A 24,147-nucleotide genomic window follows, 5' to 3' on the forward strand; every position below is an offset into this window, starting at 1 on the left:
GATGCGCGCCGGCGTGGCCGAGGTGCTGCCGGCGCCGGTCGCACCGCTCGACCTGGCGGCGGCGGTGGAGCGCGTCGCCCGCAAGCAGCGCGGCCTGGCGCCGCGTGCGGTCGGCAAACTGTTCGCCTTCATTGCCTGCAAGGGCGGCAGTGGCGCCACCTTCCTCGCCACCAGCCTCGGCTTCCAGCTGGCGGAGGCCAAAACAGTGCTGCTAGTCGACCTGAACCTGCAGTTCGGCGACGCCCTGTCGTTCGTGCATGACGCCCGGCCCGCCTCGACGCTGGCCGACGTCGCGCGCGACATCGGCCGCCTCGACGCCTCCTTCCTGGCCGCCAGCACGGTCAGGGTGGCGCCCAATTTCAGCATCCTGGCGGCACCGGACGACCACACGCAGGCACTCGACATCACGCCAAGCCAGGTCGAGGCGGTGCTGGCGCTGGCGGTACTGCACTACGATTTCGTGCTGCTCGACGTCGGCCGCGCGATCGACACGCTGAGCATCAAGGCGCTCGACCATGCCAGCACCATTTTCGTCGTCATGCAAGCCGGCCTGCCGTCGATCCGCAACGCCAAGAAGATGCTGGCGATTTTCAAATCGCTCGATTACGGCGCCGACAAGATCGAGCTGATCGTCAACCGCTTCGACAAGAAAGGGACGATCGGCGTCGCCAACATCGAACGCGCGCTGGGCAAGTTCAAGCTGCACACGGTGCCGAACTCGTACAAGCAGGTGACCGCCTCGATCGACCATGGTGACCCGTTGATGACGACCGCGCGCGCCAACCCGGTGTCGCGCAACCTGGCCGACTTCGCGCGCGTGCTCAGCCCGCGCCCGGCGGTCGGGCGCAGCCTGTTCGAACGCCTGCTCGGACGCGGCGCCGCCGGCCCCCGGTTGTCCTCCCACACCACGGAAGAGCGCCATGTCGTTCCGTGAAAAACTCAGCGCCGCTCCACAGGCCGTCCCCCGCGTCCCGGGGCAGGATACCGCCGACGGCTACCACGCGCTCAAGGGCAGCATCCACCTGAAATTGCTCGACAAGTTCGACCTTGCCGTACTCGAGGCACTGCCGGCGCCGCAGTTGCGCCTCGAAATTGCGGCGATGGTCGAACACCTGCTCGACGAGGAACCGGCTGCCATCAACGAGCTCGAACGGCGCACCTTGATCCGCGACATCCAGCACGAAATGCTTGGCTTCGGCCCGCTCGAACAGCTGATGGCCGACCCGACCGTGTCCGACATCCTGGTCAACAGTTTTTCCCAGATCTACGTCGAACGCAAGGGCCGGCTCGAACTGTCCAGCGTGCGCTTCGCCGACGAGAAGCACCTGCTGCGCATCATCGACAAGATCGTCTCGCTGGTGGGGCGGCGCATCGACGAGTCGAGCCCGATGGTCGACGCCCGCCTGCCCGACGGCTCGCGCGTCAACGCGGTGATCCCGCCGGTGGCGCTGGACGGGCCGATGATGTCGATCCGCCGCTTCGCCCACATCCCTTTGAAAATGCACAACCTGGTCGACGACCTGCGCAGCCTGACGCCGGACATGGCCGCTGTCCTCGAGGGCCTGTGCAAGGCCAAGGTCAACATGATCATTTCGGGCGGCACAGGCGCCGGCAAAACCACCCTGCTCAACATCCTCTCCGGCTTCATCCCGCTGGCCGAACGCGTCGTCACCATCGAGGACGCCGCCGAGCTGCAGATGCAGCAGCCGCACGTGGTGCGCATGGAGACGCGGCCGGCCAACATCGAGGGCAAGGGCGAGATCACCCAGCGCGCCCTGGTGCGCAACGCGCTGCGCATGCGGCCCGACCGGATCATCATTGGCGAGGTGCGCGGCGCCGAGGCGGTCGACATGCTGCAGGCGATGAACACCGGCCACGACGGCTCGCTGACGACGATCCACGCCAACAACGCGCGCGACGCGCTGTCGCGGCTGGAAAACATGATCGGCATGGCCAACCTGAATTTGCCGCACAAGGCCGCACGCCAGCAGATCGCCTCGGCCATCACGGTCGTCATCCAGGCGCTGCGCCTGATCGACGGCAAGCGCAAGATCACCAGCATCCAGGAAATTACCGGCATGGAAGGCGACATCATCACGATGCAGGAGATTTTCGCCTTTCGCCAGACCGGCGTCGGCGCCGACGGCACCGTCGAAGGCTATTTTCAGGCCACCGGCGTGCGGCCCAAGTTCAGCGAACGGCTGCGTGCGTTCGGCGTCACCCTGCCCGACACCATGTTCGACACCAGCCGCCATTACCAGTGAATTTTCAGTGAAAATAAAGGAGCGATCATGCTGCCCAAGGCCGCGGAACAAATCCAGCAATTCCCCTTGATGGTGTCGGTGCTGGTGTTCGTCGCCGTCGTGCTGCTGCTCGAGGGGGTGTACCTGATGTGGCGCGCCTACCGCGGACCGGCGGCGACCAAGGTTGCGCAGCGGTTGCAGGCGCTGTCGGCGGCGGCCGACGGCTCGGCGCAGTCATCGCTGCTGCGCCAGCGCATGATGAGCGAGCTGCCGCCGCTCGAGCGATTGCTGCTGCGCCTGCCGCGCGCCCACCAGCTCGACCGCTGGATCCTGCAGGCCGGCCTGCATTGGCCGGTGTCCACCCTGCTGCTCGGCTCGCTGGCGCTCGGCGCCACTATCCTGCTGGCGGCAACGTCGCTGCTGCACCAGCCGCTGTGGACCGGCATGGCCGCGGGCGCGGCGGCGGCCGTTGCGCCGCTGGCATACGTGCGGCACAAACGCGCTCGAAGGCTCATCAAGCTCGAGCAGCAACTGCCCGACGCCCTCGACCTGATGGCGCGCGCGCTGCGCGCCGGCCACGCCTTCGGCGCCGGCCTGCAGATGATCGGCGAGGAGATGGCCGAGCCGATCGCCGGCGAGTTCCGCTTCGTCCACGACGAGGTCAACTTCGGCGTGTCGCTCGAACAGGCGCTTGCCAATTTCTCGGTGCGGGTGCCGGTCACGGACGTGCGCTACTTCGTTGTCGCGGTCCTGATCCAGCGCGATTCTGGCGGCAACCTGACCGAGGTCTTGGCTAATCTCTCCCGCCTGATTCGCGAACGCCTGAAGTTGTTTCGGCACGTGCGGGTGCTGTCGGCCGAGGGCCGCATGTCGGCCTGGCTGCTGTCGCTGATGCCGTTCGCCATTGCCCTGCTGATGACTGTTTTTAACCCCACTTTCATGGCGCCGCTGTGGAACGACCCGATGGGCGTGGCGATCGTGCGCGGCATGCTGCTGTCGATGGCCTTCGGCGTTTTAATGCTGCGCAAAATCATTCGCATCCGCATCTGAGGAGACTGCCATGTTGATACTCGCCGCCCTGGTCTTTCTGTCCGTCGCCGCCGCCGCCGGCGGCATTTTCCTGCTGCTGGCGCCTAACCGCCTGGGTCGGCGCCTGCACACCATCGGCAACCCGACCGGCAAGCCCGACTGGAGCGTGACGGTGGCGCAGGCGATCGGCCCGTTCGCCGGCATCATGGCGCCTTCCGGCGACTGGGAGCACGCGCCGCTGCGCCTGCGCTTCATCAACGCCGGCTGGCGGCGCGAGGATGCGCGGCTGATCTACTTCGGCGCCAAGACGGTGCTGCCGCTGGCGCTGGCGCTGGCGATCTACGCGTTGCTGCGCGCCTTCAGCAGCGTCGACGACATGACGGCGATGATGTGCCTGATGATCGGCGCGCTGGTCGGCTGCTATGTGCCGAACCTGGTGCTGGCGATCAAGCTGCGCGAGCGCAAGCGCACCATTTTCGAGAACTTCCCGGATGCGGCCGACCTGATGCTGGTGTGCGTCGAAGCCGGCCTTGGGCTGGACGCGGCGCTGGCCAGGATCACCGACGAGATCCGACTTTCCAGCCCGGCGCTTGCCGAAGAGCTGCACCTGACCAACCTCGAACTGCGCGCCGGCGCCAGCCGCGCCCAATCGCTGCGCAACCTGGCGCTGCGCACCGGTATCGAGGAGATCGGCACCTTCGCCACCATGCTGGCGCAGTCCGACAAGTTCGGCACCAGCATCGGCGAATCGCTGCGGGTGTTTTCCGAAGACCTGCGCCACAAGCGCCAGGCGCGCGCCGAGGAGCACGCCGCCAAGGTGCCGACCAAGATGCTGATCCCGCTGGTGCTGTGCATTTTCCCGGCGATCCTGATGGTGATACTGGGGCCGGCGATGATCGTCATCATCCGCACCATCGGGCCGATCCTCAGCGCCGGTTGAGGGGGGCCGTCCGCTGCCTGGCCGTCTTGGTGCGTACCAGCGCGTGGCGCACCGCATACACATACAACTCGAGCCGGCTGGCCACGCCCAGCTTGCGATAGATCGACGTCAAGTGGTTACGCAGCGTGTGCTCGGAAATAAACAACTGCGCGGCCAGCACATGGTTGGCGCTGCCGCTGTGTTCGACGGTGGCCTTGACGATGTCGCGTTCGCGCGTCGTCAGTTGCGTGTGCCGGGCCAGTTCGGGGTCAAGCCGCTGCGCGGCGCGCGCATCGAACACCTGGCCGAACACCCGCCCCATCGTGCCGGCGTCGAACCACAGTTCGCCGCGATGGATTTTTTCGATTGCCTTGAGTACCTGTTCGGCCGCCACTTCCTTGTGCAGGATACCGCGGGCGCCGCGCCGCACCGCCAGGTCGAGCGTACCGGTGTCGCGCTCGGCGGTCAGCAGCAGCGCCCGCGACAGGCCGTTGGCCAGCAGCTCCGGCAGGAAATCGATCATGCAGACGCCATCCAGGTCGATGTCGAGCAGGATCACGTCCGGCGCCAGTTGCGCCGCCTTGGCCAGCGCGTCGGCGCAGGTGCGCGCGGTGCCGACGACCCCCATGCGCGGGCGTTCGCCGTCGATCAGCTTCTGCAGGCCCCACAGCATGACCTGGTGGTCTTCGACCAGCAGCACGCCGATGGCCGCGCCGGGCGCCGCCGGCACTGGGCCGCTCATATCGGAATCTCGACGCATACGACCGTGCTGCCCAGCGGCCCCTGGCGCACCGAGGCGGTGCCGCCCAGCGCGGTGGCGCGCGCGTTGATCGAGCGCGGCAGGAAGGCCAGTGGCGGCCCAGCGCTGCCGTTTTCACTGTCGTTGCTGATCTCGATACGCAGCAAGCGCTCGCTGCAGCGCAGCCACACCGCGCCATGTTTCGCTTGCGTGTGGTGGCAGATATTGCTCAGGCCTTCGCGCACGATCTGCAGCACTTCCGCCGTGAGGCGGTCGCCGAAGCCTACCTGTCCCTCCATGTGGATACGGATGTCGACGCCGTACACCGCCATCGCCTGCTCGCTCTGCAGCTGCAGCGCCGCCAGGCACACCGGCACCTGCATGCCGGGGTCGACGCCGACGCCAAGGGCGAAGTCGCGCAATTGCGTGATCACGCCTTGGCTCACCGCCAGTAATTTGTCGATTTCGCCGATCAGCGGATTGGCCGGGTCGGCCCGCTTGCGCAGCGCCACCAGGGCGAACTGGAGGCCGACGTAAGGCTGGATTACGCTGTCGTGCACGTCGAGTGCGAGTTTTTTGCGCGTTAGCCGGGCCGCGTCGGAAGCAATACGGTCGAGCAAATCGATGCGGTCGATGACGTGCAGGCCTTGCGCGACAATCTGCGCCAGGAACAGCGCGTCGGTGCGGCCCAGCTGGCGCCGGCGGCTGGTAACGTAGATGCGGCCCTTGCCGCGGCCCAGAACCAGCGGCGCACTGATGAAGCAATCGGCCTCCAGCAGGTCGGCCAGGGCGGCCAGCTGCGCGCTGTCGAACCGGCGCCAGCGCGACGGCTCGCCGGCGTGGCTGAGTGCGGTTGGCGGCAGCAGGCGCCAGTGGCGCCATTCCGCCAGGCCGCGGCGATACAGCAAAATATGGGTGCGCGGAAACGGCAGCAGCGCAAGCGCCAGCGCCGCATCGACCGGATCGGCCGGCACCGTCAACGGGCCGCCGGCGCCGACGCAGCGGCAGCCATACTGGCCGGTGTCGCGCTCTTCGAGCAGCACGATGCAACGCTCGGCACCAAAAAAAGCGCGGGTGTTTTCAAGCGCCGCCGTCAAGCTGCGGTCGACCCCGAAACGCGGATTGCAGGCCCTGTTCAAATCGCGCAGCAGTGCCAACCGGCAGTGCGCCTGGATGCTGCGTTCGCTCATCAACGCAATCGCGTAACCGAGCGCGAGCAGGAAGGCAGCGCCCAACAGCAACTGCTGCTGGGCGGCGCCCGGCGTCTCGGCCAGGGCGCCGCCGCAGTACAGCACCGCCGAGCCGATGGCAATACGCCCGCCTTCGTGCAGCCCCCAGCGCATCGAGCCAACAATCATGGCGAGCATCAGGAAAATAATGGGCAGAATATCGACATGGCCGCCGACGGCAAAGATGACGGAAGCGGCAGCCATGTCGAGCCAGTGCATCAGCCTGCCTCGCGACCAGGGCAGGCGGTATTCGGCGCACACCGACACGGCCATGCAGGTCGCCGCATAGCAGGCCAGCAGCAGCAGCGCGGCGGCGTGGCTGCGGGCGTCGCCGCGCGGATCGACGACGATCGCGAGCAAGGCCGACAATGCCAGCAACAGCCTGATGCGCCCCATTACCTGGGCATCGGCGAACTGCGATTGCGGCCCGGTGAGAGGCCCATATTTGGGGGGTGGGCATGGCGGCATGGGCAAGCTGAATCCTCGTATCGCCGTCGCAGCGCGCAGCGTTTCCCTGAATGAAGTTGCTATTTATATATTAACAGTTTATTGTATGTTATAATGCTTGCAACTACATGACGTGGCGCAGGACCATCAGCACTTCTCGTCCTTCCCGTTGCGCACCTTGCCTTCAGCGATCCGTCCGGTCGCCTTCCCAACAGTAAAATCTCCGAGCCCCTTTCCTTTCCCTTTTTCCTCATGACCGAAGCACTCGCTCCATCCTACGACGCGATCATCGTCGGCAGCGGCCCTGGCGGGGCGACGGTCGCGCGCCAGCTTGCCCGGCGCGGTTGGCGCGTGCTGGTGCTCGAACAAGGCAGCGCGGCGCCGCTGGCCGGCACGCTCAAACAGGTGGCAAGCATCGCGGCGGTGCCGGGCAAAGGGATGTTCATCGGGCGCGATGCATCGCTGCTGGTGCAAGGCGTTGCCGCCGGCGGCAGCTCGACAATCAACTTCGCCACCGCGGCCAACCCGCCGTTGGCCATGTTCGCGGCCCACGGCATCGACCTGGGCCCGGCCCTCAACCAGCTGCGCGCGGAACTGCCGATCGGCCCCCTGCCCGATGCGCTGGTCGGTCCCATGGCGGCGCGCATCATGCAGGCCGCCCGCTCGCTCGGCATCGACTGGCAAAAGCTCGACAAGATGATCCGCCCGTCGACATGCCGCAGCGGCTGCTGGCGCTGCGCCTACGGCTGCCCGTTCGGCGCCAAATGGAGCGCGCGCGACTTTCTCGACGAAGCGGGCCGGCACGGCGCGCAGTTGTTCGATCGCGCCAGGGTGGAACGCGTACTGTTCGAGGATGGCCGCGCGAGCGGCGTCGAATTTGAGCGCGGCGGACAGCTGCAAGTTGCCAGCGCGCCGGTCGTGGTGCTGGCCGGCGGCGGCGTCGGCAGCCCGCGGCTGCTGCACGCATCCGGACTGCGGGGGCGTACCAGCAGTTTTTTCAGCGATCCCGTGATCGCCGTGATGGGCAGCGTCGGCGGCATCGACGGCGGTGCCGAAGTGCCGATGGCGGCCGGCGTGCGCTTCGACGCCCTCGGCATCACGCTGGCAGACATGACGTTGCCGAAACCGATGTACCAGGGCTTCACCGCGCAAGCCGGACGGTTCGACCGCCTGTTCGCGCATCGCCGCACGCTTTCCATCATGGTCAAGATCCGCGACGAAATCGGCGGCGCCGTTGGCCCGCGCTGGGCCAGCAAACCCTTGCAGGCGCCGGACCGGCAAAAGCTCGATCAAGGCGTCGGCATGGCGCGCGACATCCTGGCCGCGGCGGGAGCGACGCACGTTTTTCAAAGCCGCCATTTCGCCGCTCACCCGGGCGGCAGCGTGCGCATCGGCGACGGCGTCGACAGCGATTTGCAGGCCGCCGGCGCGGAGAATTTGTTCGTCTGCGACGCCTCGGTGATTCCGCAGGCGTGGGGGTTACCGCCGACGCTGACCTTGCTGTGTCTTGGGACGCGTCTTGGAGAGCATTTAGCAGCGCGATAAGCTGCAGGCCGCCCCCGTAACAGACAAAAAACCGCCAGGGCTTGCGCGCTGGCGGTTTTCTATCGGCCGAAGCCGGGGTAAAACTTACGCTGCAGGAGCCGCAGGCGCTTCCGCACCTTCAGCCGCCTTCATTGACAGCTTCAAACGCCCGCGGTCATCGGTTTCCAGAACCTTGACGCGCACTTGCTGGCCTTCTTTCAGGTAGTCGGCAACCGCGTTGACGCGCTCGTTGGCGATCTGCGAGATGTGCAGCAGGCCGTCCTTGCCCGGCATGACCTGGACGATGGCGCCGAAGTCGAGCAGTTTCAGCACGGTGCCGTCGTAGGTCTTACCTACTTCGACCGACGCGGTCAATTCTTCGATGCGGCGCTTGGCTTCCTGGCCGGCGGCGGCGTCGACGGACGCGATGGTGACCACGCCTTCGTCGCTGATGTCGATCTGGGTGCCGGTTTCTTCGGTCAACGCGCGGATGACGGCGCCGCCCTTGCCGATCACGTCACGGATCTTCTCCGGGTTGATCTTGATGGTGATCAGGCGCGGGGCGAAGTCCGACAGTTCGGTCTTCACGTGCGGCATGGCTTTTTGCATTTCAGCGAGGATGTGATCGCGCCCTTCCTTGGCTTGCGCCAACGCCACTTGCATGATCTCCTTGGTGATGCCCATGATCTTGATGTCCATCTGCAGCGCGGTGATGCCGGTGGCAGTACCCGCTACCTTGAAGTCCATGTCGCCGAGATGGTCTTCGTCGCCGAGGATGTCGGACAGCACGGCGAACTTGCCGCCTTCCTTGATCAGGCCCATCGCGATGCCGGCGACGTGCGCCTTCATCGGTACGCCGGCGTCCATCAGCGCCAGGCAGCCGCCGCACACCGACGCCATCGACGACGAACCGTTCGATTCGGTGATTTCCGACACCAGGCGCACGGAGTAGCTGAAGTCTTCCGGGTTAGGCAAGGCGGCGATCAGCGCGCGCTTGGCGAGGCGGCCGTGGCCAATTTCGCGCCGCTTCGGCGTACCCACGCGGCCGGTTTCGCCGGTGGCGAACGGAGGCATGTTGTAGTGCATCATGAACGAATCGGTGTACTCGCCCATCAGCGCATCGATCTTCTGGCTGTCGCGCGCGGTGCCGAGGGTAGCCACCACCAATGCCTGCGTTTCGCCGCGGGTGAACAGGGCCGAACCGTGGGTACGCGGCAGGATGCTGGTGCGGATCGAGATTGGACGCACGGTGCGGGTGTCGCGCCCGTCGATGCGCGGCTCGCCGTTCAGGATCTGCGAACGCACAACGCTCGCTTCGATGTCGAACAGGATGTTGCCGATTTCCGAGCTGTCGATGTCGCCCAGGTTGTTGGCCAGCGATTCGGCCGTCAGGTCGGCGACCACTTCCGAGAACGCGGCCTTGAGCTTGGCGGTACGGGCCTGCTTGTCCTTGGTCTGGTAGGCGTCGTTGATCTTGGCGTCGGCAAAGTTCTTGACGCGGGCGATCAGCGCTTCGTTCTTGGCAGGCGGGGCCCATTCGACTTCCGGCTTGCCGCCATCGCGCACCAGGTCATGGATGGCGTCGATGACCACTTTCATCTGGTCGTGGCCGAAGACGACGGCGCCGAGCATGATTTCTTCCGACAGTTGCTGGGCTTCCGACTCGACCATCAGCACGGCCGTTTCGGTACCGGCGACGACCAGGTCCATCTGGCTCGTCTTGAGCTGGGTGGTGGTCGGGTTCAGGATGTACTGGCCATTGGCGTAACCGACGCGGGCGGCGCCGATCGGGCCGCTGAACGGCACGCCCGACACGCACAGCGCGGCCGATGCGCCGATCATGGCGGCGATGTCCGGGTCGATCTCAGGATTGACCGACAGCACGTGAATGATGATCTGGACTTCGTTCAGGTAGCCTTCCGGGAACAGCGGACGGATCGGACGGTCGATCAGGCGCGACGTCAATGTCTCTTTTTCGGAAGGACGGCCTTCGCGCTTGAAAAAACCGCCCGGGATTTTACCGGCAGCGTAGGTTTTTTCGACGTAATCGACCGTCAGCGGGAAGAAGTCCTGGCCCGGCTTGGCGTCCTTGCGCGCGACCACGGTTGCCAGCACGACGGTGTCTTCGATCGACACCAGCACGGCGCCGGATGCCTGACGGGCGATTTCGCCAGTCTCCAGGGTGACCTGGTGTTGACCGTACTGGAAGGTTTTCGTAACTTTGTTAAACATGGGTAATCCCTTTCTATTTGCCGACAGATTTTCAGGAGCTGTCGTTCACCTCACCGCAGGTGGCCTTTTTTGGGCCGCCTTTACTACTTACAAATGCAAAATGCCCGCGACAGTCAGACTGGCGCAGGCATTTTCGATCAGATCGAGTGGGGCAATTACTTGCGCAGACCGAGTTTGGCGATCAGGTCGCGATAACGGGTAGCGTCTTTGCTCTTCAGGTAAGACAGCAGGCTCTTACGACGGTTGACCATCATGATCAGGCCGCGACGCGAGTGGTGATCCTTGGCGTGGGCTTTGAAGTGGCCGTTCAGTTCGTTGATGCGTGCGGTCAGCAGGGCGACCTGGACTTCCGGCGAGCCGGTGTCGTTTTGGCCACGGGCGTTGTCCGCGATGATGGCGGCTTTGTCGATATTTTCTACGGTCATGATATTACCTTTCACATGCGGTGCAAGAGTCTGAACCCAGCGCACCGTGAACTTCGATTAACGAGCTGGTCCAAATGGCCAGACCCGTGAGTATAGGGGAAAACTGTTCGTGCGGCCAGTGTTCATTACATACCGGGTCGGGCATGATAAGATTTTTGCGGCGCTTAAAGTAAAACCGAGGAAAAATTATGCGAAAAACCAGCATCAGCATCGTCGTCGCCGCTGTATTTGCCCTGGGCGGCTGCGCCGGCCTTGGCGGGCCGCCGCCGGCGGTGGGCGATTCGGCCGATACCGTCAAGCTCAAGCTGGGCCAGCCGACGTCGTCGTATTCGGCTGGGCCCGAACAGCTGCTCGAATACGCCAACGGGCCAATGGGCCAGACCACGTACATGGCGCGCATCGGCGCCGACGGCCGCCTGACGGCGTTCGAGCAGGTGCTCACAGGGGAGAAATTCGCCACCATCATGGTCGGCACCGCGACCCGCGACGACGTGCTGCACACGATTGGCCGGCCGGCCGAAAGATCCTACCTGCCGCTGCGCGACTTCGAGGTCTGGTCGTACCGCTACAAGGAAAGCGGCGTGTGGAACTCGATGATGCACGTGCATTTCGACCGTGGCGGCGTGGTGCGGATGATGCAGAACGGGCCGGATCCGATGTATGAAGAGAAGCGGTTTTTTCGGTAGCTCCACCGCCGTCGTCCTGACGCACGCGGGCGACGGCAGCCCCCCTACCCCTGCGCCTTGACCCGCTCCAGCGTCGAATGCAGCTTGTTGAGTCCCGCAATATACGCCTTGGCCGAGGCGACGACGATATCCGGATCGGCCCCCACCCCATTGACGATGCGCCCCGCGCGCGACAGCCGCATCGTCACTTCTCCCTGCGACTGGGTGCCGCCGCTGATCGCGTTGATCGAAAACAGCACCAGCTCGGCGCCGCTGGCCGCTTCCTTTTCGATCGCGTTGACGGTGGCGTCGACCGGGCCGTCGCCCACGCCTTCGCAGCTGAACTCGACGCCGCCCATCGAGAACACCACCTTGGCAGTCGGCATCTCGCCCGTCTCCGAGCGCTGCGACAGCGACACGAAGCGATAGTGCTCGCCCTCGTGGGCGTGGTCTTCGGCCGAGACCAGCGCCATGATGTCTTCGTCGAAGATATCGGACTTGCGGTCGGCCAGTTCCTTGAAGCGCCCGAAGGCGGCGTTGACGTCGGCTTCCGATTCGAGCGCGATGCCCAGCTCCTGCAAGCGCGCCTTGAAAGCGTTGCGCCCCGAGAGCTTGCCGAGCACGATCTTGGTGGCGGCCCAGCCGACGTCTTCAGCGCGCATGATCTCGTAGGTTTCGCGCGCTTTCAGCATGCCGTCCTGGTGAATGCCGGACGCATGGGCGAAGGCGTTGGCGCCGACCACCGCCTTGTTCGGCTGCACCGCGAAGCCGGTGATCTGCGACACCATCTTCGAGGCGGCAACGATCTGGGTGGTGTCGATGCCCAGTTCGAATTTGTAGTAGTCGGCGCGGGTGCGCAGCGCCATCACCACTTCTTCGAGCGCCGTGTTGCCGGCCCGTTCGCCCAGGCCATTGATGGTGCATTCGATCTGGCGCGCGCCGCCGATCATCACGCCGGCCAACGAATTGGCGACCGCCAGGCCAAGGTCGTTGTGGCAGTGGACCGACCAGATGGCCTTGTCCGAATTGGGAATGCGCTCGCGCAGGCGCAACATGGTGGCGCCGAACACTTCGGGCACGGCGTAGCCGACCGTGTCGGGGAAGTTGATGGTGGTGGCGCCCTCTGCAATCACCGCCTCCAACACGCGGCACAAAAAGTCTTCTTCCGAGCGGCTGCCGTCTTCCGGGCTGAATTCGATGTCGTCGGTGTACTGGCGCGCGCAGCGGATCGCCTGGATGGCCTGTTCGAGCACCTGCTCCGGCTCCATGCGCAGCTTCATTTTCATGTGCAGGGGCGAAGTGGCGATGAAGGTGTGGATGCGTTTGCGCGCCGCTTTTTCGAGCGCTTCGGCGGCGCGCGCGATGTCGCGGTCGTTGGCGCGCGACAGCGAACAGACGACCGAGTCCTTGATGACGGCGGCAATCGCGCGGATCGCCTCGAAGTCGCCCGGCGAAGCGGCGGCGAAGCCGGCTTCGATGACGTCGACGCGCAAGCGCTCGAGCTGGCGCGCGATGCGCACTTTTTCGTCCTTTGTCATCGATGCGCCGGGCGACTGCTCGCCGTCGCGCAAGGTGGTGTCGAAAATGATCAGGCGGTTCGAGTCAGTCATGGCAGCTCCGGTAGCATAGCTAAATGATTCACATTCACGAACGCTGCCGCCGTCGAACGGTTCGACTGGTCAGCGGCGCTCGCTTGGATCGACCGGTTCGTCTTCCGTCTGGATGATGCTGACCGGCGTACCCTTTGCCAGGCGCCAGAAATACACCGCATAACCGGACAAACCGTAGATGACAAAAATCGGCCACAGCACCTTGTTGACATCCGTCGCCAGAGCGGCGATGGCGAGCACGATCAGAAACACCGCGATAAATGGCACTGTCTTGCGAAAGTTGACGTCCTTGAAACTGTAGAACGGCACGTTGGTCACCATCGTCAGGCCGGCGAACAGCGCAATGCCCCACGAAACCCACGGCAGCTGCATGCCGCTGATACCGAGGTCGGTCATCATCAAAATGTAACCGGCGACCAGCGCCGCCGCGGCCGGGCTGGGCAAACCCTGGAAAAAGCGCTTGTCGACTACTTCAATGTTCGTGTTGAAGCGCGCCAGGCGCAGCGCGGCGCCGGCGCAGTAGACAAACGCAGCGATCCAGCCGAGTTTGCCGAGGCCGCGCAGCGACCATTCGTAGATCACCAGCGCCGGCGCGGCGCCGAACGACACCATGTCGGACAGGCTGTCGTACTGGGCGCCGAATTCGGACTGGGTATTGGTCAGGCGGGCCACGCGCCCGTCCAGCGCGTCGAGCACCATGGCGATGAAGATGGCCCAGGTGGCATGCTCGAAGCGCTGGTTCATGGCCATCACGATGGCATAGAACCCGCAGAACAGCGCGGCGGTGGTGAACGCATTGGGCAGCAGGTAGATCCCGCGCCGGCGCACCGGATTGCCGTTGGCGTCAACTTTTTGACGGCCGATCTTGCCGATCTTGCTGAAGCGCGGCAGCTTCTTGACGCCTGGTTTTCTGCGGCGGGGGAATGTGGGCATGGGTTTCCGTTTCAAGTGATCGATAGCTGCGTCATTTCCTTACCCCTTATTATAGTGGGCGGATGATTAACCCAGCGAATGATACTATTACTTGAATTTAACCTTTCCGACGAGCTGCATCTGCAGCGTGGTTTCGCCCGGCTCAAAGCTCGGTTCGCCGACCTCGCCGGCGCCCTTGGCCATGCGCGCCATCGCCATCGGCGCCGCCATTTCGCCGCGCTGGGGGGCGTAGTTGCCGGAGCCTTCGAAGTCGACCGTATCGATGGTGGCGTCAAGCACCTTGCGGCCCATCGCGCCGGCGACCGACGCGATGCGCTGGTTCAGGTTGAGGTAGGTGGCGGCAATGCGCTCGGCGTCGAGCCGCTGGAGGGTAGCCGGCGCGAGGCCATAGTTCAGGCTGTTAAGGCTAAGCACTTTCTGGGCCGCCGCGGTCAGTTTCGGCAGGCCCGCCAGGCTGGTGGTTTTCACTTCGAGATACTGGCCGACGCGCCAACCGGTCGGCACCGGCTTTGGCATGATGCCGTTCGGCAGCGGCCGTTGCTCGGGAAAGATCGGATAGGTATAGTAGCCCTGGGTTTTGAGCGTCGCCTGCGGGTCTTCGCGGCGGATGATGTCGGTGCCCTGCTTCATCTTCTGGTTGACGCGCGAGGCGGCCGCAACTTTATCCTTGTCCTGCTCCTCGACCGCGAAGGTGGCGGTGACGTGGTCGTTGGCATGCGTGACTTCGCCGAAGGCGGGAACGATCACCAGCGTACCGGTGGAGGCGAGCGGAGTTTGGATTTGGGCTTGGGCCTGGGTAGCCAGCACGAGGGCGGTGGCAAGGAACAGCTTTGGCAGCGGCATGTGGTTTTTCTCCGGGTTAGTCTTTCAATATCAGGAAAGATAACCGGAAACAAGGGTTTGGGGCGCGGCAGACATGAATAGTTGCAAATTAGGCTGGGCGGTATCGCTCCGAATGGCCGCAATTGCCACGTCGTCCTCGCGGATGCGGGGACCTAATTTCACGGGATCGCCCCCAACGCATGCGTTTCCCGTGAGCGGGGAGTCGTTCCCGCCAATGGCGAAAACGACTCCTCTGCAGTTGAGCGCCGTTTGCGGCACCCTCCTGCGCGAGATTTTGCTTAGTTCTTCGACTGATCCACCAGCTTGTTCTTCGCAATCCACGGCATCATTGCGCGCAGCTTGGCGCCGACTTCCTCGATCTGGTGCTCGGAGGTCAAACGACGACGCGAGATCAGGGTCGGGGCGCCGGCCTTATTTTCCAGAATAAAACTCTTGGCGTATTCGCCGGTCTGGATGTCCTTCAGGCACTGGCGCATCGCATCCTTGGTCGCCGACGTAACAATCTTCGGACCGGTCACATACTCGCCGTACTCGGCGTTGTTCGAGATCGAGTAGTTCATGTTGGCGATGCCGCCCTCGTAGATCAGGTCGACGATCAGTTTTAATTCATGCAGGCACTCGAAGTAAGCCATCTCTGGCGCGTAACCGGCTTCCGTCAGCGTTTCGAAACCCGCCTTGATCAGCTCGACCGCGCCGCCGCACAGCACGGCCTGCTCGCCGAACAGGTCGGTCTCGGTTTCTTCGCGGAAGTTCGTTTCGATGATGCCGGCGCGGCCACCGCCGTTGGCCATGGCGTACGACAAGGCAATGTCGCGCGCCGAACCGGAAGTGTCCTGGTACACCGCGATCAGGTGCGGTACGCCGCCGCCAGCGGCGTAGGTGCCGCGCACGGTGTGGCCCGGCGCTTTCGGCGCGATCATGATGACGTCGAGGTCGGCGCGCGGCACGACTTGGCCATAGTGGACGTTAAAGCCGTGGGCGAAGGCCAGCACCGCGCCCTGTTTCGCGTTCGGCGCGACGTTGTCGGTGTAGACCTGGGCGATATTCTCGTCCGGCAGCAGGATCATGATGATGTCGGCCGCCTTGATGGCGTCGTTCACTTCGGCCACTTTCAGGCCGGCCTGCTCGACCTTGCTCCACGAAGCGCCGCCCTTGCGCAGGCCGACGGTGACGTTGACGCCCGAATCGTTGAGGTTCTGCGCATGCGCGTGGCCTTGCGAGCCGTAACCGATGATGGCAACGTTTTTGCCCTTGACGAGGGAGAGGTCGCAATCTTTATCGTAAAAAACTTTCATTGTATTTCCTATAATTATTGATGTGTGGAGGAAAAGCTGACTGCTTGTGCCGGGCTATGTTTACTTTTATCTATACTTTGAGGATGCGTTCGCCGCGGCCGATGCCGGAGCCGCCGGTGCGCACCGTCTCCAGGATCGAGGCGCGGTCGATCGAGTCGATGAAGGCATCCAGTTTGCTCTTGGCGCCGGTCAGTTCGATTGTGTACGTCTTTTCGGTGACGTCGATGACGCGGCCACGGAAGATGTCGGCGGTGCGCTTCATCTCTTCGCGCTCCTTGCCGACCGCGCGCACCTTGATCAGCATGAGCTCGCGCTCGATGTGCGCGCCTTCGGTCAGGTCAACCACCTTGACGACCTCGATCAGGCGGTTCAGGTGCTTGGTGATCTGCTCGATGATGTCGTCCGAGCCGCTGGTGACGATCGTCATGCGCGACAAGGTGGCGTCTTCGGTCGGCGCCACGGTCAGGGTTTCGATGTTGTAGCCGCGGGCCGAGAACAGGCCGACCACGCGCGACAGGGCGCCGGCTTCATTTTCCAGCAAAACAGAAATAATATGGCGCATTAGAGGTCCTCCGAACCGAGCAGCATTTCGGACAGGCCTTTGCCGGCTTTCACCATCGGCCACACGTTCTCCGACTGGTCGGTGATGAAGTTCATGAACACCAACCGGTCCTTCATGGCGAAGGCCTCGCGCAAGGCACCGTCGACGTCACCCGGCTTTTCGATCTTCATGGCGACGTGGCCGAACGATTCGGCCAGCATCGAGAAGTCCGGCAGCGAATCCATGTACGACTCTGAATAGCGCCCGCCGTAATCGATCTGCTGCCACTGGCGCACCATGCCCAGCGCGCGGTTGTTGAGCATGATGATTTTTGGCGTCAGGTGGTATTGCTTGCAGGTGGCGAGCTCCTGGATGTTCATCTGGATCGAGCCTTCGCCGGTAATGCAGGCAACCGTGGCGCCCGGATTGGCCATCTGCACCCCCATCGCGTACGGCAGGCCGACCCCCATCGTGCCCAGGCCGCCGGAATTGATCCAGCGGCGCGGCTTGTCGAACGGGTAGTACTGCGCCGCCCACATCTGGTGCTGGCCGACGTCGGACGTGATGAAGGCGTCGCCCCCGGTGAGGTCCCACACTTTCTGGACCACCGATTGCGGCTTGATGATGGTATCCGAGCCTTCAAACTTGAGGCAATCGCGGCCGCGCCACTCGCCGATCTGCTTCCACCAGTCTTGCAGCGCGGCGGCATTGACTCGGGCCTCGCCAGGCTTCGCTTCGGCGGCATCGAGTTGCGCCAGAAATTCGATCAGCACGTCTTTGACGTTGCCGACGATCGGGATATCGACCTTGACGCGCTTGGAAATCGACGACGGATCGATGTCGATGTGGATGATCTTGCGCGGGTTCGAGGCGAAGTGCTTCGGGTTGCCGATCACGCGGTCGTCGAAGCGGGCGCCGATGGCGATCAGGACGTCGCAGTGCTGCATCGCCATGTTCGCTTCGTAGGTGCCGTGCATGCCGGGCATGCCGACCCACTTGTCGGACGACGAGCGGTAACCGCCCAAGCCCATCAGCGTGTTGGTACACGGGAAACCAAGTTTGTCGACCAGCCGGTTCAGCTCGGGCGAGGCGTTGGCCAGGATCACGCCGCCGCCGGCGTAGATCATCGGGCGCTCGGCTTGCAGCAGCAGTTGCACCGCCTTACGGATCTGGCCCGAGTGGCCTTTGTCGACCGGCTTGTACGAACGCATCTCGATCTCGCGGGGATAGTCATACACGCACTTGTGCATGCTGATGTCCTTCGGGATATCGACCAGCACGGGGCCGGGACGACCGGTGCGGGCAATGAAGAATGCCTTCTTGATCGTCGACGCGAGGTCCTTCACGTCCTTGACGAGGAAGTTGTGTTTCACCACTGGCCGCGTGATGCCGACCGTGTCGCACTCCTGGAACGCATCCTGGCCGATCGCGTGGCTCGGCACCTGGCCGGAAATGACGACCATCGGGATCGAGTCCATGTAGGCCGTCGACAGGCCGGTGACGGCATTGGTTACGCCCGGGCCGGACGTGACGAGGGCAACGCCGATCGTGTTCGAGCTGCGCGAATAGGCATCGGCGGCGTGGATGGCGGCCTGCTCATGGCGTACCAGGATGTGCTGGAATTTGTCTTGCTTGAAGATGGCGTCGTAGATATACAGGACTGCGCCACCTGGGTAGCCGAAGACGTGCTTGACGCCCTCTTCCGCCAGACAGCGGACTAAAATTTCGGCGCCCGTGATGGGAGCCGCGGGTGCTGCTGTGTCGTTGTTCATGATACATTCCTTTCAAGACCCGTTGGGAGGTGATCGGATGCTCTTTCCTGACGAAATTCGCGCGACGCAACAGTGCTCAGGCTTCCCTTCTTTCTGCGGTCACGGCGGCCTTTCGCGTACCCATAGATACGTTGCGAACCGTCGCTAAACGCAACTCGTTTGGCGTGAGTTTCTGTAGCGGCTGGGCGGACCTCTCGTGCTTGTGGCGCGGGTCAGAGCAAACTGCCTACATGTGAAAGCGCGTCATGTCGATGTTGGCGTCATGTGCCGGTCACGACCTGACCATACGGCTTCGGGATGGCGAAGCTCCGGTTACCATACTGCGTTGCACCATTTCGGTCAAGGTAAAAAACCACCGGCCTCCACTGTAGAGAGTGATTTCATCGAAAAACAAGCAAAATGGCCTGATTTTTGCTAGGATGCGTCAGTTTTCATCTTGGCACTATTAATGCCGATACGCATCCTTCCCACAGCGCATGGCCACAGACAAAGAATTATCCGATTTCCTCGAACATGTCGAACGGCGTGCTTTCAAGCAGGCCGTATACGCCGTGCGCAAGGACGAGGCCGCGCTTGATATCGTTCAGGACGCGATGATCAAACTCGCCGAAAAATATGGCGACAAGCCGGCCGGCGAGTTGCCGATGCTGTTCCAGCGCATTTTACAAAATACCATCCTCGATTTTTTCCGCCGCGAAAAAGTGCGAAATACCTGGGTAAGCTTGTTTTCAAGCATGGGGAAACGCGATAGCGACGATGGCGATTTTGATATACTTGAATCGCACGAAGCCGAAGTAGGTTCCGCGCAGGCGGAATCGAGCGCGGATCAGGTCGAACGCATGCAGACCTTGGCCATCATCGAAGCCGAGGTACAAAAACTGCCCGGGCGTCAACGGGAGGCCTTCCTGATGCGTTATTGGCAGGACATGGACGTGGCTGAAACAGCCGAAGCGATGGGGTGTTCAGAAGGAAGCGTAAAGACACACTGTTCACGGGCGACCCATACCCTCGCCGAATCGCTGAAAGCCAAGGGACTAAAATTATGAATACCGATGACATCAACTTCGCGTACAAAGTGCGCCATGCCCTGAACGCGAGGCTCGACGAGATGCCGGCTTCGACCGCCGACCGATTGGCCAATGCCCGCAAGATGGCGGTTTCGCGCAAAAAAGCGCATGCGCCGGCCAAGCTGGCGCAGCGCTCGCTGGCGGGCAATATCGGCGCGTTCTTTTCGTTTTCGTCACTAGGCCGCGCAGGCGTCGCCATTCCGCTGATGGCCCTGGTGGCCGGCCTGGCCGGGATTTACCAATACGAGCAGGAACGCCGTATCGAAGAAATCGCCGAACTTGACGCCGCCGTCCTGTCCGACGAACTGCCCCTGACCGCCTATCTCGATCATGGCTTCAATGCGTACCTGGCGCAGCGCGTTCAATAAGGTGGCCCGCACTATTTTGTTCTCTTCCCTGACAACGGCTGCATCAGCGGCAGCGCTGGTCCTGTGCGGCGCGCTGATGGCAAACGCCGGCGCGCAAACTTCCGTGGCTGCCCCAACAGCGGCCCAGGTCAAGCCCAAGCCGCTCGACAAGCCGCTGTGGAACAGCCTGACCCCGGCCCAGAAAGTCGCCCTGGCGCCGATCGCCGACGAGTGGGACCAGGCCGACGGCGTGCGCAAGCTGAAATGGCTCGACATCGCCAATCGTTTCGCCTCCATGAAACCGGACGAGCAGACCCGCGTGCACGCGCGCATGCGCGACCTGTTCAAGATGACCCCGGAAGAGCGCCGCGTCGTGCGCGAAAACTACACGCGGTCGAAAAAAATCGGCCCGAGCCAGAAGTCCGAGGAATGGGAAAAATACCAGCAGTTGCCGGAAGAGAAAAAGAAGCAGCTCGCCGACGAAGCCAGTGCGCGCGCGAAGAAGCAGGTTGCCAACCTGCCATCGGCGTCGCAATCGAATGCCAAGGCAGTGACGCCAATTAAACGCACGCCGCCGATGGGCGGCTGCGCGCCGGGTACGGTGAACAACACCGCTGCCACGCTTGGCGCGGCGCCGTGCGTTGCCGCCCCCACCGCCGCATCGCCAGTTGCACCAGTTGCTCCAACTGTACCAGTTGCGCCAGTTGCGCCAGTCACGTCAGTCAATCCAACACCGGCTGCGCCCGCTCCCGCTCCAAATGCAAAATAGCAAGTCGCCGATCGCCACACCCACCCTGAAACGTCGCTTGATCTGTATGGTTTATGAAGCCTTTCTGCTGACCGCGGTAGAGGCGCTGGCGATCTTCGTCTACCTGTTTGCAACCCAAAACCAGCACACGGCTTCCATCGACCATGGCCGCAATGCCGTGTTTTTCTTGACGGCGGCGGCATATTTCATCCATGCGTGGACCGGCAGCGGCCACACACTGGCGATGAAGACCTGGCGCATCAAGGTCGTCAAGCTGGGCTATGCGCGGGTGCCGCTGCGCACCGCCGCGATCCGTTACCTGATGGCGTGGGGCTGGTTCCTGCCGGCGATTGTCGTCTGTTACGCGTTTGGCTTGACAAGTTACGGCCAGGTCGGCGCGGCGCTGGCGGTGGGGATTTTTGCCTGGGCCACGACGGCGCTGCTCGACAAGGACGGGCAGTTCCTGCATGACCGGGTAGCCGGGACCAGGATGATTTTGTTGCCGAAGCCGGTCAAGCAGACGAAGAAGTAAGCTCGTCGTCCTCGCGCACGCGGGGATCCAATTTTTCGGGAACAGCGACAACGCCCGGCATCGTCCGTCAGAAGTTGATCAGAAGTTGATCAACTTATCGTGCAAACTGCGCCCCGCATGCGGGGACAACTTCAGAACCGCTCGTACTCGTGCAAATACCGCCACTGCCCCACCGGCAAACTGGCCATCGGCACGCGGCCTACGCGCAGGCGCCTGATCGATACCACCGTCAAATCCACCATCCGGCACATGTGCGCGAGCTGCCCCGGCTTGACGCCCTTGACCGCGAAGCGCAGCCGCGTTTCGTTCTGCCAGCTCGCTTTCATCGGCGCGATTTCCTTGCCGTTGAACGGCAAGCCGTGATTGAGCAGCGCCAGCCCGCCTTCGCGGATCGTGCCCGATACTTCGACGATGAACTCCTGCTCGACCCGCTGGCCTTCGTCGACCAGCTTGCGCGCGACGCGGAAGTCCTGTGTATAGGCCACCAGCCCGCTCGCTTTGGTCTCCAGCGGCGAGACCAATGTCAGGTTGGCCAGATGGCGCTTCAGGAAGCGCTGCTTGCCATGGTCGGGCAGCACCAGTGTCTGCTGCGTCAGCAGGCTGGCAGCCGGCGCGCCGTCGCTGTCGAGGCCGGCGTTGAACCCGGCCGGCTTGTGCAGCAGGATCGTCACCGGCGCCAGCTCGACCAGCGTGGCGTCCGGATCGAGCGTGACTTCCTGGTCGTCGGCGACACGCGCGCCGGCTTCCTCGATGACCTGGCCGTCGACGCTGACCCAGCCGCCGGCGATGTACTTGTCGGCTTCGGCGCGCGAGCATGGCATCATTTCAGCCACACGTTTGGCAAGGCGGATCGTGGTGTCGGTCATTGTGGGGCGCGCCAGTCGTTAAAAAATGCGGTGAATACGGCGATGATGCGTTCGACATCCACCGCGCTAATGTCAAGGTGGGTCACCAGGCGGGTGCGCGGGCCCACGGTTGCGCGGATGCGCGCGCGCGCGAGGGTGGCGCGCAGCGCATCGCAGGCGCCAGGGGGCACCTCGACATAAAAGATATTGGTTTGCGGCGTCGCCACTGTCAGGCCGGCGATCTCGCCGATGCCGCTGGCCAGGCGCGCCGCGTTGACGTGGTCGTCGGCCAGCCGGGCGACGTTGTGCTCGAGCGCGTACAGCCCGGCGGCGGCGAGGATGCCGGCCTGGCGCATGCCGCCCCCCAGCATCTTGCGCCAGCGCTTGCCCTGCTCGATAAAGTCCTTCGACCCGCACAGCACCGAACCGACCGGCGCGCCGAGGCCTTTCGACAGGCACACCGAGAGGCTGTCGAAACCGGCGACGGCATCGACCATGCTAATGCCCTGCTTGACCGCCGCGTTGCAGATGCGCGCGCCATCGAGGTGGGTGGCGAGACCGCGCGCACGCGCGAACCGGGTCGCCTCGCGCATGTAGTCAGGCCCCAGCACCTTGCCGCCGATGGTATTTTCCAGCGTCAGCAGGCGGGTGCGGGCGAAGTGCATGTCGTCCGGTTTGATGTAGGCCGCGATGTCGGCCAGCGCAAGGCTGCCGTCAAGCTGGTTGGCGATCGGCTGCGGCTGGATACTGCCCAGCACCGCGGCGCCGCCGCCCTCGTACTTGTAAGTGTGCGCGTCCTGGCCGACCAGGTATTCGTCGCCGCGCCCGCAATGGAGCATCAACGCGATCAGGTTGCTCTGGGTGCCGGACGGCGCAAACAGCGCCGCCTCGAAGCCGAACATCTCCGCGGTGACTTCCTGCAGCCGATTGACGGTCGGGTCGTCGCCATAGACATCGTCGCCGACGGCCGCCGCCTGCATGGCGGCGCGCATCGCGGTTGAGGGTTGAGTAACGGTGTCGCTGCGCAGGTCGATCCAGTGTTCGCTCATGATTGTCATTTTACGAACGTCGCTTGTTCGGTGAGTTTTTCAGTATAAAAGCGCTGGCCCATTTCTTCCAGGCCCAGCGTCACCAGTACTTCTTGCAACCGGTCGCTCGGGCGCTTGCGCGGCAGGTTCTTGTAGCTGGCGATGATCAGTTCGTTTTTCATCGAGTGTTCCCAACCCACCAGTTCGGTGACGTTGACCTGGTAGCCATGGGCTTCGAGCTGCAGGCAGCGCAACACGTTGGTGACCTGGCTGCCGAATTCGCGCGTGTGCAGCGGGTGGCGCCAGATTTCGGTCAGTGCGCTTTTGCCCAGGTCCTTGCCCTTGTTTTTCTTTAGCACCGTGGCGACTTCAGCCTGGCAGCACGGCACCAGCACCATGAATTTCGCCTTCTTTTTTAACGCGAAGTCGATGGCGTCGTCGGTGGCGGTGTTGCAGGCATGAAGCGCGGTGACAATGTCGATCCGCTCCGGCAGCAGCTTGGAGGTCGTCGATTCGGCCACCGACAGCGGCAGGAAGGACATGCCGGGAAAACCCAGCCGCGCCGCCAGTTCGGTCGATTTCTGCACGAGTTCTTCACGCGTCTCGATGCCGTAGATGCGCGAACCGTCATCGAGCCCCTTGAAGAACAGGTCGTACAGGATGAAGCCGAGGTAGGATTTGCCGGCGCCATGGTCCACCAGCGAGATCGCCGGATGGTCCTGCTGGATCTCTTTTAGTAAGGGCTCGATGAACTGCACCAGGTGGTATACCTGCTTGAGTTTGCGGCGGCTGTCCTGGTTGAGCTTGCCGTCGCGCGTGAGGATGTGCAGTTCCTGCAGCAGCGCGATCGATTGGCCGGGGCGGATTTCTGGTGCCAGTTCGTGCGCTGCGGGTATGGTTGTGCCAACAGGTTTGGCCGCCCTGCCAGTGTCAGCGCGCTTCATCGATCCACGCCGCCTGAATCGCTTCCAGCACTTTCTCGCCGCCGCGCGTATGGTCGTCGTCGAACCCGGCCAGCTCGACGACCCGGTTGTGCAGGTCGACGAAGCGGATCGCAGCCGGGTCGGTATCAGGAAATTTTTCGTATAAGGCTTCAGCAATCGCCGAGATGTCGCTCCACTTCATGGCAGTATG

The 24,147-nt window shown here is 63.5% G+C and carries 24 protein-coding genes; 10 read left to right on the forward strand and 14 right to left on the reverse strand.

What is annotated here, in order from left to right; genetic code table 11:
• The 4 genes from CR103_RS18180 to CR103_RS18195 all read left to right on the forward strand — a co-directional run.
• On the forward strand, positions 1-934 hold a 934-nt coding region (locus CR103_RS18180), incomplete at its 5' end, for a CpaE/TadZ family protein (RefSeq protein ID WP_099917350.1).
• Positions 921-2,264 (forward strand): TadA family conjugal transfer-associated ATPase, encoded by a 1,344-nt coding sequence (locus CR103_RS18185; RefSeq protein WP_099917351.1) that lies wholly within the window; start codon positions 921-923, stop codon positions 2,262-2,264. The genes CR103_RS18180 and CR103_RS18185, both read left to right, overlap by 14 nt.
• A gap of 27 nt (positions 2,265-2,291) precedes the next feature.
• Positions 2,292-3,293, forward strand: coding sequence for a type II secretion system F family protein (locus CR103_RS18190; RefSeq protein ID WP_099917352.1), 1,002 nt, complete (start codon positions 2,292-2,294; stop codon positions 3,291-3,293).
• A 10-nt stretch (positions 3,294-3,303) separates the two neighbouring features.
• A complete protein-coding gene (locus CR103_RS18195; RefSeq protein ID WP_099917353.1) occupies positions 3,304-4,212 on the forward strand; it encodes a type II secretion system F family protein in 909 nt (302 codons plus the stop codon).
• On the opposite strand, the gene CR103_RS18200 is transcribed toward CR103_RS18195, so the two are convergent.
• Together CR103_RS18200 and CR103_RS18205 are read right to left on the reverse strand one after the other, a co-directional pair.
• The gene (locus tag CR103_RS18200; RefSeq protein WP_099917354.1) at positions 4,199-4,933 is read right to left on the reverse strand and encodes a response regulator; all 735 of its coding nucleotides are present in this window, start codon (positions 4,931-4,933) and stop codon (positions 4,199-4,201) included. The two genes, CR103_RS18195 and CR103_RS18200, sit on opposite strands and share 14 nt — an antisense overlap.
• Positions 4,930-6,633: a sensor histidine kinase gene (locus tag CR103_RS18205; RefSeq protein WP_143752668.1), complete on the reverse strand. Its 1,704-nt coding sequence runs from the start codon at positions 6,631-6,633 to the stop codon at positions 4,930-4,932. Before CR103_RS18205 ends, CR103_RS18200 begins: the two co-directional genes overlap by 4 nt.
• A gap of 225 nt (positions 6,634-6,858) precedes the next feature.
• Here CR103_RS18205 and CR103_RS18210 point away from each other — a divergent pair, with 225 nt between their 5' ends.
• A complete protein-coding gene (locus CR103_RS18210) occupies positions 6,859-8,151 on the forward strand; it encodes an FAD-dependent oxidoreductase (protein ID WP_099917356.1) in 1,293 nt (430 codons plus the stop codon).
• An 84-nt stretch (positions 8,152-8,235) separates the two neighbouring features.
• On the opposite strand, the gene pnp is transcribed toward CR103_RS18210, so the two are convergent.
• The gene (gene pnp, locus CR103_RS18215) at positions 8,236-10,362 is read right to left on the reverse strand and encodes a polyribonucleotide nucleotidyltransferase (protein ID WP_099917357.1); all 2,127 of its coding nucleotides are present in this window, start codon (positions 10,360-10,362) and stop codon (positions 8,236-8,238) included.
• Positions 10,363-10,517: 155 nt separating this feature from the next.
• Positions 10,518-10,787, reverse strand: a complete 270-nt coding sequence (rpsO, locus tag CR103_RS18220; protein WP_099917358.1) for a 30S ribosomal protein S15 — start codon at positions 10,785-10,787, stop codon at positions 10,518-10,520.
• Between the two features lie 188 nt (positions 10,788-10,975).
• On the opposite strand from rpsO, the gene CR103_RS18225 reads away from it, so the two are divergent.
• The gene (locus CR103_RS18225) at positions 10,976-11,473 is read left to right on the forward strand and encodes a hypothetical protein (RefSeq protein ID WP_099917359.1); all 498 of its coding nucleotides are present in this window, start codon (positions 10,976-10,978) and stop codon (positions 11,471-11,473) included.
• A gap of 44 nt (positions 11,474-11,517) precedes the next feature.
• Here the strand turns inward: CR103_RS18225 and CR103_RS18230 are convergent, their stop codons facing one another.
• From CR103_RS18230 to CR103_RS18255, 6 genes are all read right to left on the reverse strand, one after another.
• Positions 11,518-13,062: a 2-isopropylmalate synthase gene (locus CR103_RS18230; protein ID WP_099917360.1), complete on the reverse strand. Its 1,545-nt coding sequence runs from the start codon at positions 13,060-13,062 to the stop codon at positions 11,518-11,520.
• 69 nt (positions 13,063-13,131) lie between these two features.
• Entirely contained in the window at positions 13,132-13,995 is an 864-nt protein-coding gene (gene pssA / locus CR103_RS18235; protein ID WP_099917361.1) for a CDP-diacylglycerol--serine O-phosphatidyltransferase, read from the reverse strand.
• A gap of 87 nt (positions 13,996-14,082) precedes the next feature.
• On the reverse strand, positions 14,083-14,838 hold the full coding sequence (locus tag CR103_RS18240) for an SIMPL domain-containing protein (RefSeq protein WP_099917362.1): 756 nt from the start codon (positions 14,836-14,838) through the stop codon (positions 14,083-14,085).
• Between the two features lie 278 nt (positions 14,839-15,116).
• Positions 15,117-16,133: a ketol-acid reductoisomerase gene (gene ilvC, locus CR103_RS18245; RefSeq protein WP_099917363.1), complete on the reverse strand. Its 1,017-nt coding sequence runs from the start codon at positions 16,131-16,133 to the stop codon at positions 15,117-15,119.
• Positions 16,134-16,203: 70 nt separating this feature from the next.
• The gene (ilvN, locus tag CR103_RS18250) at positions 16,204-16,695 is read right to left on the reverse strand and encodes an acetolactate synthase small subunit (protein WP_099917364.1); all 492 of its coding nucleotides are present in this window, start codon (positions 16,693-16,695) and stop codon (positions 16,204-16,206) included.
• Positions 16,695-18,446: an acetolactate synthase 3 catalytic subunit gene (locus tag CR103_RS18255; protein WP_099917365.1), complete on the reverse strand. Its 1,752-nt coding sequence runs from the start codon at positions 18,444-18,446 to the stop codon at positions 16,695-16,697. Before CR103_RS18255 ends, ilvN begins: the two co-directional genes overlap by 1 nt.
• A gap of 476 nt (positions 18,447-18,922) precedes the next feature.
• Here CR103_RS18255 and CR103_RS18260 point away from each other — a divergent pair, with 476 nt between their 5' ends.
• From CR103_RS18260 to CR103_RS18275, 4 genes are read left to right on the forward strand one after another with little or no spacing between them, the layout of a single operon-like run.
• Positions 18,923-19,492 carry an RNA polymerase sigma factor gene (locus tag CR103_RS18260; RefSeq protein WP_099917366.1) on the forward strand — a complete coding sequence of 190 codons (570 nt, stop codon included), beginning with the start codon at positions 18,923-18,925 and terminating at the stop codon, positions 19,490-19,492.
• A complete protein-coding gene (locus CR103_RS18265) occupies positions 19,489-19,881 on the forward strand; it encodes a DUF3619 family protein (protein WP_099917367.1) in 393 nt (130 codons plus the stop codon). Before CR103_RS18260 ends, CR103_RS18265 begins: the two co-directional genes overlap by 4 nt.
• Positions 19,844-20,629 (forward strand): DUF3106 domain-containing protein, encoded by a 786-nt coding sequence (locus CR103_RS18270; RefSeq protein ID WP_099917368.1) that lies wholly within the window; start codon positions 19,844-19,846, stop codon positions 20,627-20,629. Before CR103_RS18265 ends, CR103_RS18270 begins: the two co-directional genes overlap by 38 nt.
• Positions 20,619-21,140: an RDD family protein gene (locus CR103_RS18275; RefSeq protein ID WP_099917369.1), complete on the forward strand. Its 522-nt coding sequence runs from the start codon at positions 20,619-20,621 to the stop codon at positions 21,138-21,140. The genes CR103_RS18270 and CR103_RS18275 overlap by 11 nt, the downstream gene beginning before the upstream one ends.
• A gap of 131 nt (positions 21,141-21,271) precedes the next feature.
• Here CR103_RS18275 and CR103_RS18280 read toward each other — a convergent pair whose 3' ends face one another.
• Genes CR103_RS18280 through iscX form a run of 4 tightly spaced genes read right to left on the reverse strand, consistent with a single transcriptional unit; the run spans position 21,272 to position 24,138 of the window.
• A complete protein-coding gene (locus tag CR103_RS18280; RefSeq protein WP_099917370.1) occupies positions 21,272-22,006 on the reverse strand; it encodes an rRNA pseudouridine synthase in 735 nt (244 codons plus the stop codon).
• Positions 22,003-23,043, reverse strand: coding sequence for a low-specificity L-threonine aldolase (gene ltaE, locus CR103_RS18285; protein ID WP_099917371.1), 1,041 nt, complete (start codon positions 23,041-23,043; stop codon positions 22,003-22,005). The genes CR103_RS18280 and ltaE overlap by 4 nt, the downstream gene beginning before the upstream one ends.
• The gene (locus CR103_RS18290) at positions 23,040-23,957 is read right to left on the reverse strand and encodes a class I SAM-dependent methyltransferase (RefSeq protein WP_099917372.1); all 918 of its coding nucleotides are present in this window, start codon (positions 23,955-23,957) and stop codon (positions 23,040-23,042) included. The genes ltaE and CR103_RS18290 overlap by 4 nt, the downstream gene beginning before the upstream one ends.
• On the reverse strand, positions 23,944-24,138 hold the full coding sequence (gene iscX / locus CR103_RS18295; protein ID WP_099917373.1) for a Fe-S cluster assembly protein IscX: 195 nt from the start codon (positions 24,136-24,138) through the stop codon (positions 23,944-23,946). The genes CR103_RS18290 and iscX overlap by 14 nt, the downstream gene beginning before the upstream one ends.
• Positions 24,139-24,147 lie beyond the last annotated feature (9 nt).

It is taken from the genome of Massilia psychrophila, assembly GCF_002760665.1.
Lineage (GTDB): Bacteria > Pseudomonadota > Gammaproteobacteria > Burkholderiales > Burkholderiaceae_D > JAFCUW01.